Here is a 13,662-nt window from a genome sequence, read left to right as displayed (position 1 = left end):
GGATCAGGCCTTGCCGTGAGTGATGCATTCGCCGCGGCGCCACAGGCGCCATTCGCCCGGCTGGTACAGCGACCATTGTTCGTTGTCGGTCAGAGGTTCGGTGGCGATGACCGTCACCACATCGTTGGGTGTGGTTTCCGAGTGGAAGTCCACCTTGAGATCGGCGTCCTTGAGCTGCGCCGGACCGAACGGCGCGCGCCGGGTGATATGCGCTAGCTTGGTTGAGCAGAAGCTGAACAACCAGTCGCCATCGCTGAGCAGGCAGTTGAACACGCCGAGCTGGCGGTAGCTGGCACAGGCTGCGACCAGCACCGGCAGCAGCATTTCCACCGAGACCGGCTCGGGAAAGGCGCGCCGCACGCGGTTGAGCAGGTCGCAAAAGGCGGCCTCGCTATCGGTCTCGCCAACCGGTCGATAGAAACTGGTGGAGCCTTGCAGACCAGCGAGCTGACCGTTGTGCGCGAAACACCAGTTGCGCCCCCACAGCTCTCGGCTGAAGGGATGGGTATTGACCAGTGAAACCTGACCGACATTGGCCTGGCGGATGTGGCCGATCACCACCTCGCTCTTGATCGGATAGCGCTGTACCAGTTGCGCCACCTCGGACTCGCTGCTCGCCCGCGGGTCCTGAAACAGACGCAGGCCACGCCCCTCGTAGAAACCGATGCCCCAGCCATCACGGTGCGGCCCGGTACGGCCGCCGCGCTGCATCAGCCCGGTAAAGCTGAAGACGATATCGGTGGGGACATTGGCGCTCATGCCGAGCAATTCGCACATCGAATCAATTCTCCTTGCCGAGGATCAGGCGCAGACGCTCGGCTTCGTCCTGCAGACGCGCTTCGAGTCGCTTGCGGCCCATTGGCAGAAAACGCACCAGCAATCGCCAGAGCAGCGCCGGCAAGTCGCCCGGCCGACGCGGAATCAGGTGTAGATGAAGATGAGGCACGTGCTGGTTGGAGTCCGGACCATCGTTGATCAGCATATTGATGCCGTTAACCCCGTAACCGGCCTCACGCAGCGCACTGGCCACGCGCTCCGACAAGGTCAGCAGACGCTCACGAACCGGCACGGGCAAGTCACGCAGAAACGGCGCATGCAGGCGGCTGACGATCAGCACATGGGCCGGACGCATGGGAAAGATATCCAGCAGAACGATGAAGTCATCGTCCTCGTAAAGCCGATGAGCGGGTAGCCGCCGCTCGGCAATGGCACAGAAAACGCAATCCATCGAGCCTCCCTTGCACAAGGCCATCATGCTGAACGCACGGGCCAGCCGGCGCAAGGGGGCAAATCAGATACGCGGCTCCATACGGCCACTGCGATCGCGTTCGTAGTCGCGAACCGGCAGATCGTCGTCCTCTTCCATGCGCTCGCGCAGCGTGCGCGGGTCTTCGTCAGGCTCGGCGGCCACCTGGCCATGGCGGTTCTTCCACCAGCGCTCGATGGGCCAGCGAATGGCGACGAACAGCAGGTAAACGGCAAAAGCGATCAGGCTGTAGAGCGCCAGATCGGCCACGGCCCGCCAGGCGTTGTTGCCAACCTTGAGCAAAACGTCCATGGCGGTGACCGCCAATGCAGGCGCGAACAGCTCGCGCGTCGGATCGACGATGGTCGGGCTGAACAGCAGCACGGCCACCAGCACCGCCAGCGGCTCGCGCAGATAGCGCCACATCCAGCTGGTCAGGCGCATCCATACCAACAGGCAACCCAGGGCAGCGAAGCCGTAAGCCGCCCAGGCCAGAAGGTAGTCGTTTTCATTCATCATAAGCAGGCGCCGGCGTGGCAGGTCTGGCAAAGGGGCGCTTATGATAGCGGTTTTTACCCGGCTCGGCGCTCTTGCCGGCCAGGCCGATCTGGAGTTTCGCCATGTCCTCTGCCCCCATCGCCCGCCAGGAAGCCGGCAACGATCCCTATCACTGGCTGGAGAACCGCGACAGCGAGGAAGTACTGGCCCATCTGCAGGCGGAGAACACTTACCTGGAGAGCGTGCTGGAACCACAGCAGGCGCTGCGCGAGCAGCTGTTCGAGGAGATCAAGGGGCGCATCCGCGAGACCGACCTGTCGCTGCCCACGCCCTGGGGCGACTACCTCTATTACCAGCGCACCACCGCTGGTGACGAATATCCACGGCACTATCGCTGCCGTCGCCCTGCCGATGGTTCGCTGCAGGTCGACAGCGCCAGCGAAACGCTGCTGCTCGACCCCAACGAGCTGGCCGGTGGCGGCTTTCTTTCCGTGGGTGCATTCAGCATCAGCCCCGACCAGCAACGCCTGGCCTACAGCCTCGACAGCAGCGGCGACGAGATCTACCGCCTGTTCGTCAAGGAGCTGGGCAGCGGCCAGATCAGCGAGCTGCCCTTCGACGATTGCGACGGCAGCATGACCTGGGCGAACGATAGCCAGACGCTGTTCTTCACCGAACTGGACGACACCCACCGCCCCTACAAGCTCTATCGTCATCGCCTCGGCGAGGCCGCAGCCGAAGCGGTATTCGAGGAGGCCGATGGCCGTTTCTTCCTGCATTGCTATCGTTCCAGCTCCGAGCGCCAGTTGATTCTGCAACTGGGCAGCAAGACCACCAGCGAAGTCTGGGTGCTGGACGCCCAAACCCCGCAAGACGCCTTCACCTGCCTGGCGCCCCGCGAGGAAGATCACGAATACGACGTCGACCACGGCATGCTCAACGGCGAGTGGTGCTGGCTGATTCGCAGCAACCAGAGCGGTATCAACTTCGCGCTGTACCGCGCCACCGAGGGCAAGCCGCAGCGCGTGCATTGGCAGCAGATTCGTCCACATGACCCGCAGGTGATGCTAGAAGGCGCCACGCTGAACCAGCGCGCCATCGTCCTGGCGCTGCGCGAAGGTGGCCTGCCGATCCTCGAAGTGCAGCCGCAGGGCCAGATGGCATACCGCGTGCAGCTGCCGGATGCGGCCTACAGCCTCTATGTGCAGGACAGCCTGGAGTTTCACAGCCCGGTGATTCGGCTGCGCTACGAAGCGCTGAACCGCCCCGCCCAGGTACGTCAGCTGGAACTGGCCACGGGTGAGCAGCAGGTGCTTAAGCAGACGCCGGTGGAAGGCCCGTTCGATGCCGATGTCTATGAGAGCCGCCGCCTCTGGGCCAGTACAGCCGACGGTACGCAGATCCCCATCAGCCTGGTGGCGCGCCGCGAGGTGTTCGCGGCAGGCCAACCAGCCCCGCTCTACCTCTATGGCTATGGTGCCTATGGCGCGAGCCTCGACCCCTGGTTCTCTCATGCTCGCCTGAGCCTGCTCGACCGCGGTTTCGTCTTCGCCATCGCGCACATACGCGGTGGCGGCGAGATGGGTGAAGCCTGGTACCGTGCCGGCAAGCTGGAGCACAAGCAGAACAGCTTCGTTGACTTCATCGCCAGCGCCGAACGCCTGATCGCCGAGGGCTTGACCACCGCCTCGCAACTGGCGATCAGCGGCGGCAGCGCCGGCGGCCTGCTGATCGGCGCCGTGCTCAACCAGCGTCCCGAGCTGTTCGCCGCTGCCATCGCCGAAGTGCCCTTCGTCGACGTGCTCAACACCATGCTCAACCCGGACCTGCCGCTCACCGTGACCGAGTACGATGAATGGGGCGACCCGAACCAGCCCGAGGTCTTCGAGCGCATCAAGGCCTACGCGCCTTACGAGAACGTCCGCGCCCAGGCATATCCGGCGATTCTCGCCGTCGCGGGCTACAACGACAGTCGCGTGCAGTACTGGGAAGCCGCCAAGTGGGTGGCCAAATTGCGCCGCGACAAGACCGACGACAACCTGCTGCTGCTGAAGACCGACCTCGGCGCGGGCCATGGCGGCATGAGTGGGCGTTATCAGGGCATCAAGGATGTGGCGCTGGAATATGCGTTCATATTCCGCGTACTCGGCGTAGCACACTCGTAAGAGCGGTTGGGCGGCACTCCGCTTCAGCCGCGACGCCCCAAGCATCGCGGCTGAAGCCGCTCCTACACAAACCGACGCTCAGTCCTGCTTGCGCTGCCCTTCCAGGCCCTGGCTGTTGCGGCGTATCTGCTCATCCAGTTGCGGGATCGGCTGATCACCGTTGGGGCGAGGCGCACCGGGCAGGGGTTGACCCTGAGGCGGCGGAAGAAGGGGCGCCGTTCCCTGGCGCTTGATCGGTACAGCGTTCGAGGGCTGGCCATAGGGCTGTGGCGTCGCCGTTCCCGGCGACCCGGCCTCCGGGGCTGATGGCATGCGCATGGGCTGCTGCGCCCATGTCAGGGTGGCGACGCTGGATGCCAGGATCATCGCGGCGAGAATGGGGATACGCATGATGGCTCTCCTGCTCGACTGGCTTTCGTTCTATTCTGGCAACTCCTGCCCACCAACGTTCCAGCGAACCGCTCCATGAATCCGACCAGCAAGCTCGACAAGATTCTCGCCGAAGCCCAGCAACGCCGCGAAACCAGCTATCGGGAAAAGGCGCTGCGCATGTACCCACACATCTGTGGCCGCTGCGGCCGCGAGTTCAGCGGCAAGCGCCTGAGCGAGCTGACCGTGCATCATCGCGACCACAATCACGACAACAACCCGGAAGACGGTTCCAACTGGGAGCTGCTGTGTCTGTACTGCCATGACAACGAACACCAGCGTCAGGTCGACCTGCACTACCAGAAGGAAGAGGCGGCCAGCGCAGGTTCCGGCAGCAAGGTCACGCACAAGGGGCTGGCCGGCCTGGCCGCACTGCTGGGCCAGGCGGACGCTAAAAAGGACTGAACCGCGGTCCGTAGGAGCGAATTCATTCGCGAATCGCGGCTGAAGCCGCTCCTGCGGGATTGCACCAGGACTCAACGCAGCAAGCGCGTATCCAGCGTCTTCGACGGACCGCCGATGACGTTCTCGGTGATATCGATGAAGTCCCTGGTGCTGACGCGATCCAGGCGCATCAGCCCGCGGGTGACGTCGTCCAGCGAGAGATTGCCCTTGTCCTTGGTCTTCTGGCGGATTTCCCGGTCCAGCTCCTGCAACAACAGCACGGCGCGCGCGGTGACCTGGCCGCTGGCATTGTCGGTGCGCAGGCTGTTGACCGGTTTGCTCCAGCGAATCAGCTGCTCGCGGATTTTCTGATAGCGGTCCTCGCTGATACCTCCGGCACGGCGCATCACCTCGATGGCGTAGTACTCGGCCAGACCTTCAGCGATCCAATCACTGCGATCACGACCATAGATGCGACCGAATACATGCACCAGCTCATGCACCAGCGAACTGGTGCCGTTCTCGCTGACCAGTGGACGGTCGGCATGCATGTAGTAGGAATTGGCCGCCGACAGACCGCCGCGCCACATCGGGTTGCCGGCGCCGACGATCAGCAGCTTGTCCGGATCGCGCGGGAATACCTGCTGCATCTGCGGCCAGACGAAGGTGAGGAAGGTCATGATATCCATACGCCGCATGCCCTCGCCGACCGGCGCGGAAATGGCGACTTCGGTATCGCCCAGGCGCGTGCGGCGGGTGCCCAGCTTGCCGGCGAGCATCCAGCCGGTGGGACGATCGAACTTGCGCTCCGGGTTGTCGATACGAAAACGATTCTTGCCGATGCGCGGCCAGCCGGTTTCCACGCTCTTCCAGCCCTTGGGCAGCTCGAACTGCAGGCGCGCCACCAGGTCGGTCTTGTCACGCTGATCGAGCCTGGCTGCGGGCACCAGATCATCACCGCGAAACAGTGCCCAGTCCTCGGTCATCCTGGCATCGTAACGGCCAGGCTTGCGCTCGCTGTCGATCAGCACCCGATAGCTGAGCACGCTCTTGCCCTCGCCCGGCTGCCATTTGCCACGCCCGGCGACCTCCTGCGACCACTGGCCATCGGCCTTGAAATCACTGAAGCGCCCATCTTCGCCAAGATTGAAATCGAAACTGCGCACGCGCTCGCCCTTCTCCAGCGTGATGCTGACCTCAGCCTGATTGCTCTCGGGCAGAAAGCGCACGTGATAATCCAGATCGACCTTCTGCGTGGCAGCGAAGGCCGGCAGGCTCAGAAGCAGCAGAGACGCGTACAACGGCAAGCGAAGGGACATCGAGCAACACTCCTGATGCGGGGACATGGCGGCATATGACCGCCGTGCCACAGGGCAAATTCCATGAACGGGGGACAGATTTGCCACGAAGCCGCGCGGCAATCAACCAGCGCGGAAAATCAGATGATCTTCCCAGTCCTCTTCGGCCACGCTGTTCTCGCTCAGCATACGTCCCGACTGGGAAATCCGCTCGGCATGCACCGCATCCGCATCGCCGCTCACCAGGTGATGCCAGTGCGGCAGATCCTTGCCCTCACTGACCAGACGATAGGCGCAGGTCGGCGGCAGCCATTGGAACTGATCGGCCTGCGCCGGCGTGAGCTGGATGCAATCGGGCACATGCTTGACTCGATTGGGATAGTCGCTGCACCGGCAGCTCTGCAGGTCCAGCAGTTTGCAGGCGATACGCGTGTAATAGACGGCGCCGTCATCCTCGTCCTCGAGCTTCTGCAGGCAGCACAGGCCGCAGCCGTCGCACAGCGACTCCCACTCACCCGGATCGAGCTCGGCGAGCGTCTTGCGTTTCCAGAAGGGTTCGAGGTTGGCGGTCATGGAGCAGTATGGACTCAGGTGAAAAAAGCGCGGCAGTCTAGCTTGAGCCCCAGCCCTGGCCAAGCGGCGCATGCCGAATGGCGCCATCAGGGATTGATTGTACGAGCCGGTCATCGCCGCTGGCGGGGTGCACCCGCCCTACAGATCTGCACCCGTAGGGCGGGCGCAACCCGCCAAGTGCCTCAATAACCGCGAGCGAAATCCACTTCACCACGCAGCGGCTCTCCGGCTTGCCAGCGCGCCAGGTTATCGATGAACAGCTCACTCATCAGTGCCGGGTCGGTGGGCGCCGAGCTGTGACCGGTGAGCAGCAGGCGCGGCGCCGTCCAGAACGGGTGGCCTGGCGGCAGTGGCTCTTCGCGACAGACGTCGATCACCGCGCCGGCCAACTGGTTGCGCTCAAGCGCGGCGACCAGATCGGCATCGACCACGGCGACACCGCGCCCAGCATTGATCAACACGGTCTCTTCACGGAAATGAGCCAATAGATCGGCATCGTACAGATCGCGGGTTGCCGGCGTGTCCGGCAGCAGGTTGATCACGTAATCGGCCCAGGCGATCAGCCGAGGCAAGTCGTCCATGGCCGCCACTTCGGCAAAAGGCGCCTGCTCTCGGGCGTGGCTGGCAACGCCACGCAGTTCCACAGCGAAGGGCTGCAGAAAAGTGGCCACGGCCTGTCCGATATCGCCGCAACCGACCACCAGCACCCGGCGCCCACGCAGGCTGCGCGGCAAGCTGTGATCCCAACGCTGCTCGACCTGCGCTGCCAGCCGAGCGAACAGGCGCCGCTCATGGGCCAGCATATGGCCGAGCACGTATTCGGCCATTACCTGGCCAAAGACGCCGACGGCGCGGCTTAGGCGATAATCACGCGGCAGGCCGGCCGCCAGCAGCGGCGTGATGCCTGCCCAGGTCGACTGCAGCCACTGCGGGCGCAGCCCTTCGCGCAGCAAGGGGGCGAGCAGGTCGGGCTGACCCAGCCACAGCTCGCATTCGCCGGCGAGCGTACGCAGCTGTTCGGACTGCGAGCTGGCTACCAGCTGCAGCTCAGGGCAGGCACTACGAATACGCTCGGCATAGAGAACGTGGTCATCTTCTGCGATCAGCAGGCGCATGCTTCAGACCGGGTCGTTACGGCACAGCAACTCGTCGGGCAAGTGCTGAATGTAGTCTTCTTCGGGCGGCGGCATCTGCAGGTGATAACCCTGCTTTTCGAGATTCTCCAGCACCGTGGCGATGTCTTCCCGCGCCAACTGGCGCTCCGGGCTGAGCACCAGGTCGAAGGCGTGCGCGGGCGGGCCGAATACCGCGAGCAGGCCCTCGGGCACGCGGGTCAGGGCCTCGGCCTTGAGTACGTAGAGGTACATCTCGTTCTTGCGCGGGCTCTTGTAGATGGAACAGATGCGTTTCACGCGGATTCTCCTTCAGCGGCCAGGCAGTTCAGAAGCGCCTGACCCATCAACTCCCGGCGCCAGCCCCGCAGGGAGTCGGGCAATTGGTACGGGCCATTGGGAAAGCCGCTTTTCAGCAGGGCTTCCAGGGTTTTCTTGCGCAGCATCAGCTCGGGCACGATATCCAGGCGCTCGCCCTCACGCTGGCCGACGGCACGTAGTTTCTTCAGCAGCGCCGAGGCTTCGATTGGCAGCGGTTCGGGCAAGGCTTCCGGCCATTGCTCGGGCGGCAATGCTGCGGCCTCGCGAATCAGCTTGAGCAGGGTTTCGCCATCCTGGCGCACGGTCTTCGGGTGCATGTCCTCGATACGCGCCAGCGCCACCAGGTTATCCGGCTGGGTGCGCGCCAGCGGCCACAGCGAATGCTCGCGCAGCACGCGATTACGCGGCTGATTGCGCGACCGCGCCTCGCGCTCGCGCCAGGCGCACAGCGCGCGCAGCACCGCTTGCTGCTGACGCGACAGTTTCCAGGCCAGCTTGGCATCGCGCCAGGCGTCCTCTGGCGCCACTTCACGGCTCAGGTTGGCCACCAGTTCGGCGCCGTCCTCCAGCACCCACTCGACCTTCTGCGGCGCCAGGCGAGCCATCAGCGCACGGTACACCTCGACCAGATGCAGCACGTCTTCGGCGGCGTAACGCACCTGCAGCTCGGACAGCGGCCGCTGCAGCCAGTCGGAGCGGGTCTCGCCCTTGGGCAGTTCGATATCGAGCAGCGCCTGCACCAGGCGCGAGTAGCCCATGGAGAAACCGAGGTTGAGATAACCGGCCGCCAGTTGCGTATCGAACAGCGGCGCCGGCAGGCTGCCGGTCAGGCGCAGGAACACCTCCAGATCTTCACTGCACGAATGCAGCACCTTGACCACGCCCGGCGCTTCAAGCAGTGCAGCGAACGGTCGCCAGTCGCTGATACCCAAGGGGTCGATCAGATAGGCACCCTCGCCAGCGCTGACCTGCAGCAGCCCGGCGATGGGGTAGAAGGTGTCGACGCGCATGAACTCGGTGTCCAGCGCGACGAAAGGCAGCGCCTGCCAGGCAGCGCAATGCTCGGCCAGGCCGGCGTCGTCGAGAATCCAGTGAATGTCGTTAGCCACGCGGCTCTCCCATGAACAATGCCGCGCAGTATATATGCCTAGGCGATCCCACGGGGTGCGGCCTGCCGTCGGCAACAGGAACTGTGTAATCTGTGCCGCGCACCACCTCCGCCACGGAAGAACGACAATGCTGAAGAAACTGCTTGCCCTGCTCGTCATGCTGCTGGCCGCAGCGGCCGGTTACCTGGCCCTGACCCCCAGCCCGATCGATCCGCTGCCCTGGGACGCCGCGCCGGCCCCGGAGATGACCGGCGTGCTGGAACCCAACGACACCCTGATGAAGGCTGAACTGCTGGCGCGCGGTCAGGTTCACGGCCCGGAAGACACCGCGGTCGATGGCCAGGGCCGGGTGTACGCCGGCCTGCATGACGGGCGCATCGTGCGTGTTCAGGAGGACGACAGCCTGGAAACATTCGTCGACACTGGCGGCCGCCCGCTGGGCATGAACTTCGATGCCGATGGCAACCTGATTGTCGCCGACGCCTACAAGGGCCTGTTGAGCATCGACCCACAGGGTGCGATCAAGGTGCTGACCACCGAGGCCGACGGCCTGCCCTTCGCCTTCACCGATGATCTGGATATTGCCAGCGACGGCACCATCTACTTCAGCGACGCCTCCTCGCGCTTCGAACAGCCGGACTACCTGCTCGACCTGCTCGAAGCCCGCCCGCATGGGCGTCTGCTGAGCTACAACCCGGCCAGCGGCGAAACCCGCGTACTGCTCGATGGCCTGTACTTCGCCAACGGCGTGGCGCTGTCGGCGAACGAGGACTTCGTGCTGGTCAACGAGACCTATCGCTACCGCATCACCCGCTACTGGCTCAAGGGCGATAAGGCCGGCCAGCACGACATCTTCATCGATAACCTGCCAGGGCTGCCGGATAACCTGCAGGGCGACCGCAAGGGCACCTTCTGGGTGGCGCTGCCCACCCCGCGCAAGGCCGACGCCGATTTCCTCCATCGCCACCCCTGGCTCAAGGCGCAACTGGCCAAGCTGCCGCGCGCGCTGTGGCCGAAGGCGATTCCCTATGGCTTCGCCATCGCGCTCGATGAACAGGGCAACATCGTCCGCAGCCTGCACGACACCAGCGGCACGCATCTGCGCATGGTCACCTCGGTGAAGCCGGTGGGTGATTACCTGTACTTCGGCAGCCTCGACAACGACCGCATCGGCAAACTGCAGATTCACTAAGAGTCTGCCCACGATCGTTCGACCAGAGTCCACCTGCGAATGACAACAAAAAGGCAAAGCGGTCATTCGCAGTCGTGCCCAAGTTGGTGGGCTGAAGCGGATCGCCGCCCGGCCTACCCTATCGTAGGGCGGGCTTCAGCCCACCAAATCGAAAGGGTGGACTCAGACCTTCTGGGCAATCCAGATGGTATGCCGCGTGCCGCGGTTGCCGTGGGCATAGACTTGCACCGCCTCGCCCTTGAAACCGGCCTTGCGCACTTTCTCGGAGAACGCCCGGTCAGCGCTGGATGACCAGACCGCCAGCATGCCCTTGGGCCTCAGCGCTTTGGCACATTGGCGCAGGCCGTCCATGCTGTACAGCCAGTCATTGCCCTTCTGGGTCAAACCCTCGGGACCGTTGTCGACGTCCAGCATGATCGCGTCGTAGCACTGCTCGGCAGCCTGCAGCACCTTGGCGACGTCGTCCTGAATGATCAGCGCACGCGGATCGTTCAATGGGTAACCGGCTTTCGCCCCCAACGGGCCACGGTTCCACTCGACCACGCCAGGCACCAGCTCGGCCACCGCCACCTCGGCATCCGCGCCCAGGTGTTGGAGTGCCGAAGCCAGGGTGAAGCCCATGCCCAGACCACCGATCAGCACCCGCACCTGTGGACGACCGGCAATCTGTTTGCAGGGAATCGCCGCCAGGGCATCTTCCGAGCCGTGCATACGCGTATTCATCAACTGCCCGCCATCGCCACCGGCGATCTTGATGACGAAATCCTCTCCGTATTCGAACAGGTTCAACGCACCATTCGTACCCGGGATCGGAGCGGTGTCGAGCAGGACAAAACGTTTCATACGTGGCAAGGACCTGTGTAGCGAGCGTGAGGGCAGGCAGCATGCCTGAATCGCTCGGGCAACACAGCCACGCGCCAGAAATGACGAGGCCCCGCGTTCACACGCGTGGCCTCGAGGTCACAGCGGCGCTGCTTTCAGAGCCTGGTCAAAGTCAGACTTTGCGCAATTCTCAGACCACGCCCTGCGCCAGCATCGCATCGGCGACCTTGACGAAGCCGGCAATATTGGCGCCCTTGACGTAGTTGATGCGGCCATTCTCTTCGCCGTGGTGCACGCAGGCATGGTGAATGTTCTGCATGATGCCGTGCAGACGCTCGTCCACCTCGCCGGCGCTCCAGTGCAGACGCATGGCGTTCTGGCTCATTTCCAGACCGCTGGTAGCCACACCGCCGGCGTTGGACGCCTTGCCCGGTGCGTAGCAGATGCCGGCGTCGACGAACAGGTCAACCGCTTCCAGGGTCGAGGGCATGTTGGCGCCCTCGGCCACACAGATGCAGCCGTTCTTCAGCAGCGTGCGGGCGTTGTCGCCGTCCAGCTCGTTCTGCGTCGCGCAGGGCAGCGCGATGTCGCACGGCAGGTCCCAGGGGCGCTGGCCGGCGAGGAACTGCAGACCGTAGTGCTCGGCCATTTCGCGCAGACGGCCACGGCGCACGTTCTTCAGATCCATCAGGTACAGCCACTGCTCATCGCTCAGGCCGCTCTCGATATGCAGAGTGCCCTCGGAGTCGGACAGCGAGATGACGCGACCGCCCAGTTCCATGACCTTCTGCGCCGCATACTGGGCGACGTTGCCGGAACCGGAGATGGCCACGCGCTTGTCTTCGAAGCCCTTACCGATGCGTTTGAGCATCTCCTGAGCGAAATACACGCAACCGTAACCGGTCGCTTCCGGGCGGATCAGGCTACCGCCGTAACTCAGGCCCTTGCCGGTCAGCACCGAGGTGAACTGGTTGGACAGACGCTTGTACTGGCCGAACATATAACCGATCTCGCGGCCACCGACGCCGATGTCACCGGCTGGTACGTCCAGGTCGGCACCGATATGGCGGTACAGCTCGCTCATGAACGACTGGCAGAAGCGCATTACTTCGCCCTCGCTCTTGCCCTTGGGATCGAAGTCCGAACCGCCTTTGCCACCGCCCATCGGCAGCGAGGTCAGCGAGTTCTTGAACACCTGTTCGAAGGCCAGGAACTTGAGCACGCCCAGGTTCACCGAAGGATGGAAGCGCAGGCCGCCCTTGTACGGACCGATGGCGCTGCTCATCTGGATGCGGTAGCCACGGTTGACCTGCACCTGGCCGCGGTCGTCGACCCACGGCACACGGAACAGGATGGCGCGCTCCGGCTCGACCATGCGTTCGAGAATACCGGCATCGCGATAGCGCGGGTTGGCTTCAAGGAAGGGCCACAGACTGCGTACGACCTCCTCCACCGCCTGGTGAAATTCCGGCTGATCGGGATCGCGCTGTTTCAGGCGCGCCAGGAAAGAATCGACGGACAACGACATGCGGCACCTCGACACCACAAAGACAAAAGTGGCCGGCACTCTATCAGGCGGCAAAGCACCAAAACAGATCAAAATGTCGCTTTAGTGAAACTTTTTAGTGCATTAACCCGGGCGCATGGCCAAATGGCCCGCTTTAAAGCCGTTCACGCCCGTTCACGCGCGCACCAAAATCCGTCCTACTGCGCACAGTTTTCGATCACCGCCGTCATCTCGAGGTCCGCTATCGGTGCGCCTTCAGCGCCCAGCAGCAGCGCCTCCATGCTCTGCCGCGTATCGGCCATCAGGGTGGCGAGGCTATCGCGGTCATAGCGACTGGCATCGATCGCAGCGCCGATCGCCAGCTGTACCGGTTGATCGAGATTAAGGCGCCAGGTACGCGCCGGCAGCACATGCTGAATGCCGCGGATGGCGACCGGCACGATCACCGCATCGGTATCCAGCGCCAGGTGGAAGCAACCTTTCTTGAACGGCTGCAGCCGGCCATCGACCGAGCGCGTCCCCTCCGGCGCGGCCCACAGCACGATGCCGCTTTCCATCATCTGACGGGCGCGCTGTAGATCACGTCGGGCCTGCTGCGGATTGTGCCGGGCCACTGAGGGAAATTCTGCAGCGCGCATGGCGCGGCCGAGAAATGGAATGCGGTACAACTCGCTCTTGGCCAGCATGCGAATCGAACCCGGCATGGCAACGAAGCTGGCCGGAATGTCGTAATGGCTGGAATGCGTGCTGAGGATCAGGTAACGCCGACCGTCATTGAAGTCCGGACACTGGCCCTGCACCGTCATATGCATGCGCACCAAACGCAGCAATGTTGCAGACCAGGCACGGGTATAACCATCGACGTGCTCGCGGCGCAACCGCCCTACCGCGGCCCGGCCAATCACCAGCAGGCAGAAATGCAGCGTCACGCCAAGCGTGCACAACACCACACCGGCACGACGAGCCAGATTCGCGCTGTGCGCGATGGGTTGCAGTCTCAGCATGA

General features: G+C 63.8%; 15 protein-coding genes. 3 read left to right on the top strand and 12 right to left on the bottom strand.

Annotated features, from left to right (window positions below; genetic code table 11):
• Positions 1-3: 3 nt before the first annotated feature.
• The 3 genes from B2U07_RS21985 to B2U07_RS21975 all read right to left on the bottom strand — a co-directional run bounded on the left by B2U07_RS21985 (position 4) and on the right by B2U07_RS21975 (position 1,765).
• On the bottom strand, positions 4-777 hold the full coding sequence (locus tag B2U07_RS21985) for a class II glutamine amidotransferase (protein WP_197856640.1): 774 nt from the start codon (positions 775-777) through the stop codon (positions 4-6).
• A 4-nt stretch (positions 778-781) separates the two neighbouring features.
• On the bottom strand, positions 782-1,228 hold the full coding sequence (locus B2U07_RS21980) for an HIT family protein (protein WP_197856641.1): 447 nt from the start codon (positions 1,226-1,228) through the stop codon (positions 782-784).
• A gap of 63 nt (positions 1,229-1,291) precedes the next feature.
• Entirely contained in the window at positions 1,292-1,765 is a 474-nt protein-coding gene (locus tag B2U07_RS21975) for an MFS transporter (protein ID WP_275546157.1), read from the bottom strand.
• Positions 1,766-1,866: 101 nt separating this feature from the next.
• Between B2U07_RS21975 and B2U07_RS21970 the strand changes: the two genes are divergently transcribed.
• The gene (locus B2U07_RS21970) at positions 1,867-3,909 is read left to right on the top strand and encodes a S9 family peptidase (RefSeq protein ID WP_275546158.1); all 2,043 of its coding nucleotides are present in this window, start codon (positions 1,867-1,869) and stop codon (positions 3,907-3,909) included.
• 78 nt (positions 3,910-3,987) lie between these two features.
• Here B2U07_RS21970 and B2U07_RS21965 read toward each other — a convergent pair whose 3' ends face one another.
• Positions 3,988-4,299, bottom strand: coding sequence for a hypothetical protein (locus B2U07_RS21965; RefSeq protein ID WP_275546159.1), 312 nt, complete (start codon positions 4,297-4,299; stop codon positions 3,988-3,990).
• Between the two features lie 75 nt (positions 4,300-4,374).
• On the opposite strand from B2U07_RS21965, the gene B2U07_RS21960 reads away from it, so the two are divergent.
• Positions 4,375-4,743: a YajD family HNH nuclease gene (locus B2U07_RS21960; RefSeq protein WP_161866313.1), complete on the top strand. Its 369-nt coding sequence runs from the start codon at positions 4,375-4,377 to the stop codon at positions 4,741-4,743.
• A 71-nt stretch (positions 4,744-4,814) separates the two neighbouring features.
• Here B2U07_RS21960 and B2U07_RS21955 read toward each other — a convergent pair whose 3' ends face one another.
• The 5 genes from B2U07_RS21955 to rnd all read right to left on the bottom strand — a co-directional run bounded on the left by B2U07_RS21955 (position 4,815) and on the right by rnd (position 9,135).
• Positions 4,815-6,041, bottom strand: coding sequence for a hypothetical protein (locus B2U07_RS21955; RefSeq protein WP_275546160.1), 1,227 nt, complete (start codon positions 6,039-6,041; stop codon positions 4,815-4,817).
• A 102-nt stretch (positions 6,042-6,143) separates the two neighbouring features.
• Positions 6,144-6,593, bottom strand: coding sequence for a YcgN family cysteine cluster protein (locus B2U07_RS21950; protein ID WP_197856646.1), 450 nt, complete (start codon positions 6,591-6,593; stop codon positions 6,144-6,146).
• A gap of 182 nt (positions 6,594-6,775) precedes the next feature.
• Positions 6,776-7,708, bottom strand: a complete 933-nt coding sequence (locus B2U07_RS21945; RefSeq protein WP_275546161.1) for a D-2-hydroxyacid dehydrogenase — start codon at positions 7,706-7,708, stop codon at positions 6,776-6,778.
• 3 nt (positions 7,709-7,711) lie between these two features.
• A complete protein-coding gene (locus tag B2U07_RS21940) occupies positions 7,712-8,005 on the bottom strand; it encodes a YcgL domain-containing protein (protein WP_013716186.1) in 294 nt (97 codons plus the stop codon).
• Entirely contained in the window at positions 8,002-9,135 is a 1,134-nt protein-coding gene (gene rnd / locus B2U07_RS21935) for a ribonuclease D (RefSeq protein ID WP_275546162.1), read from the bottom strand. The genes B2U07_RS21940 and rnd overlap by 4 nt, the downstream gene beginning before the upstream one ends.
• A 130-nt stretch (positions 9,136-9,265) precedes the next feature.
• Between rnd and B2U07_RS21930 the strand changes: the two genes are divergently transcribed.
• The gene (locus B2U07_RS21930) at positions 9,266-10,327 is read left to right on the top strand and encodes an SMP-30/gluconolactonase/LRE family protein (protein ID WP_275546200.1); all 1,062 of its coding nucleotides are present in this window, start codon (positions 9,266-9,268) and stop codon (positions 10,325-10,327) included.
• A 162-nt stretch (positions 10,328-10,489) separates the two neighbouring features.
• On the opposite strand, the gene B2U07_RS21925 is transcribed toward B2U07_RS21930, so the two are convergent.
• The 3 genes from B2U07_RS21925 to B2U07_RS21915 form a co-directional block, all read right to left on the bottom strand.
• Positions 10,490-11,170, bottom strand: coding sequence for a spermidine synthase (locus B2U07_RS21925; RefSeq protein WP_275546163.1), 681 nt, complete (start codon positions 11,168-11,170; stop codon positions 10,490-10,492).
• 169 nt (positions 11,171-11,339) lie between these two features.
• Positions 11,340-12,677 carry an NADP-specific glutamate dehydrogenase gene (gene gdhA / locus B2U07_RS21920; protein ID WP_275546164.1) on the bottom strand — a complete coding sequence of 446 codons (1,338 nt, stop codon included), beginning with the start codon at positions 12,675-12,677 and terminating at the stop codon, positions 11,340-11,342.
• A gap of 176 nt (positions 12,678-12,853) precedes the next feature.
• Entirely contained in the window at positions 12,854-13,660 is an 807-nt protein-coding gene (locus tag B2U07_RS21915; protein ID WP_275546165.1) for a lysophospholipid acyltransferase family protein, read from the bottom strand.
• Positions 13,661-13,662 lie beyond the last annotated feature (2 nt).

It is taken from the genome of Pseudomonas sp. UBA7530, assembly GCF_002479365.1.
In the GTDB taxonomy this organism is placed as follows: Bacteria; Pseudomonadota; Gammaproteobacteria; order Pseudomonadales; family Pseudomonadaceae; genus Aquipseudomonas.
This window is presented reverse-complemented; position numbering and strand designations above follow the sequence as displayed.

Coding starts and splice junctions, on each gene's coding strand:
- B2U07_RS21960 (WP_161866313.1), top strand. CDS start 4,375: ATGAATCCGACCAGCAAGCTCGACAAGATTCTCGCCGAAGCCCAGCAA.
- B2U07_RS21950 (WP_197856646.1), bottom strand. CDS start 6,593: ATGACCGCCAACCTCGAACCCTTCTGGAAACGCAAGACGCTCGCCGAG.
- B2U07_RS21945 (WP_275546161.1), bottom strand. CDS start 7,708: ATGCGCCTGCTGATCGCAGAAGATGACCACGTTCTCTATGCCGAGCGT.
- B2U07_RS21965 (WP_275546159.1), bottom strand. CDS start 4,299: ATGCGTATCCCCATTCTCGCCGCGATGATCCTGGCATCCAGCGTCGCC.
- B2U07_RS21985 (WP_197856640.1), bottom strand. CDS start 777: ATGTGCGAATTGCTCGGCATGAGCGCCAATGTCCCCACCGATATCGTC.
- B2U07_RS21970 (WP_275546158.1), top strand. CDS start 1,867: ATGTCCTCTGCCCCCATCGCCCGCCAGGAAGCCGGCAACGATCCCTAT.
- B2U07_RS21925 (WP_275546163.1), bottom strand. CDS start 11,170: ATGAAACGTTTTGTCCTGCTCGACACCGCTCCGATCCCGGGTACGAAT.
- B2U07_RS21915 (WP_275546165.1), bottom strand. CDS start 13,660: ATGCTGAGACTGCAACCCATCGCGCACAGCGCGAATCTGGCTCGTCGT.
- B2U07_RS21975 (WP_275546157.1), bottom strand. CDS start 1,765: ATGATGAATGAAAACGACTACCTTCTGGCCTGGGCGGCTTACGGCTTC.
- B2U07_RS21955 (WP_275546160.1), bottom strand. CDS start 6,041: ATGTCCCTTCGCTTGCCGTTGTACGCGTCTCTGCTGCTTCTGAGCCTG.
- gdhA (WP_275546164.1), bottom strand. CDS start 12,677: ATGTCGTTGTCCGTCGATTCTTTCCTGGCGCGCCTGAAACAGCGCGAT.
- B2U07_RS21980 (WP_197856641.1), bottom strand. CDS start 1,228: ATGGATTGCGTTTTCTGTGCCATTGCCGAGCGGCGGCTACCCGCTCAT.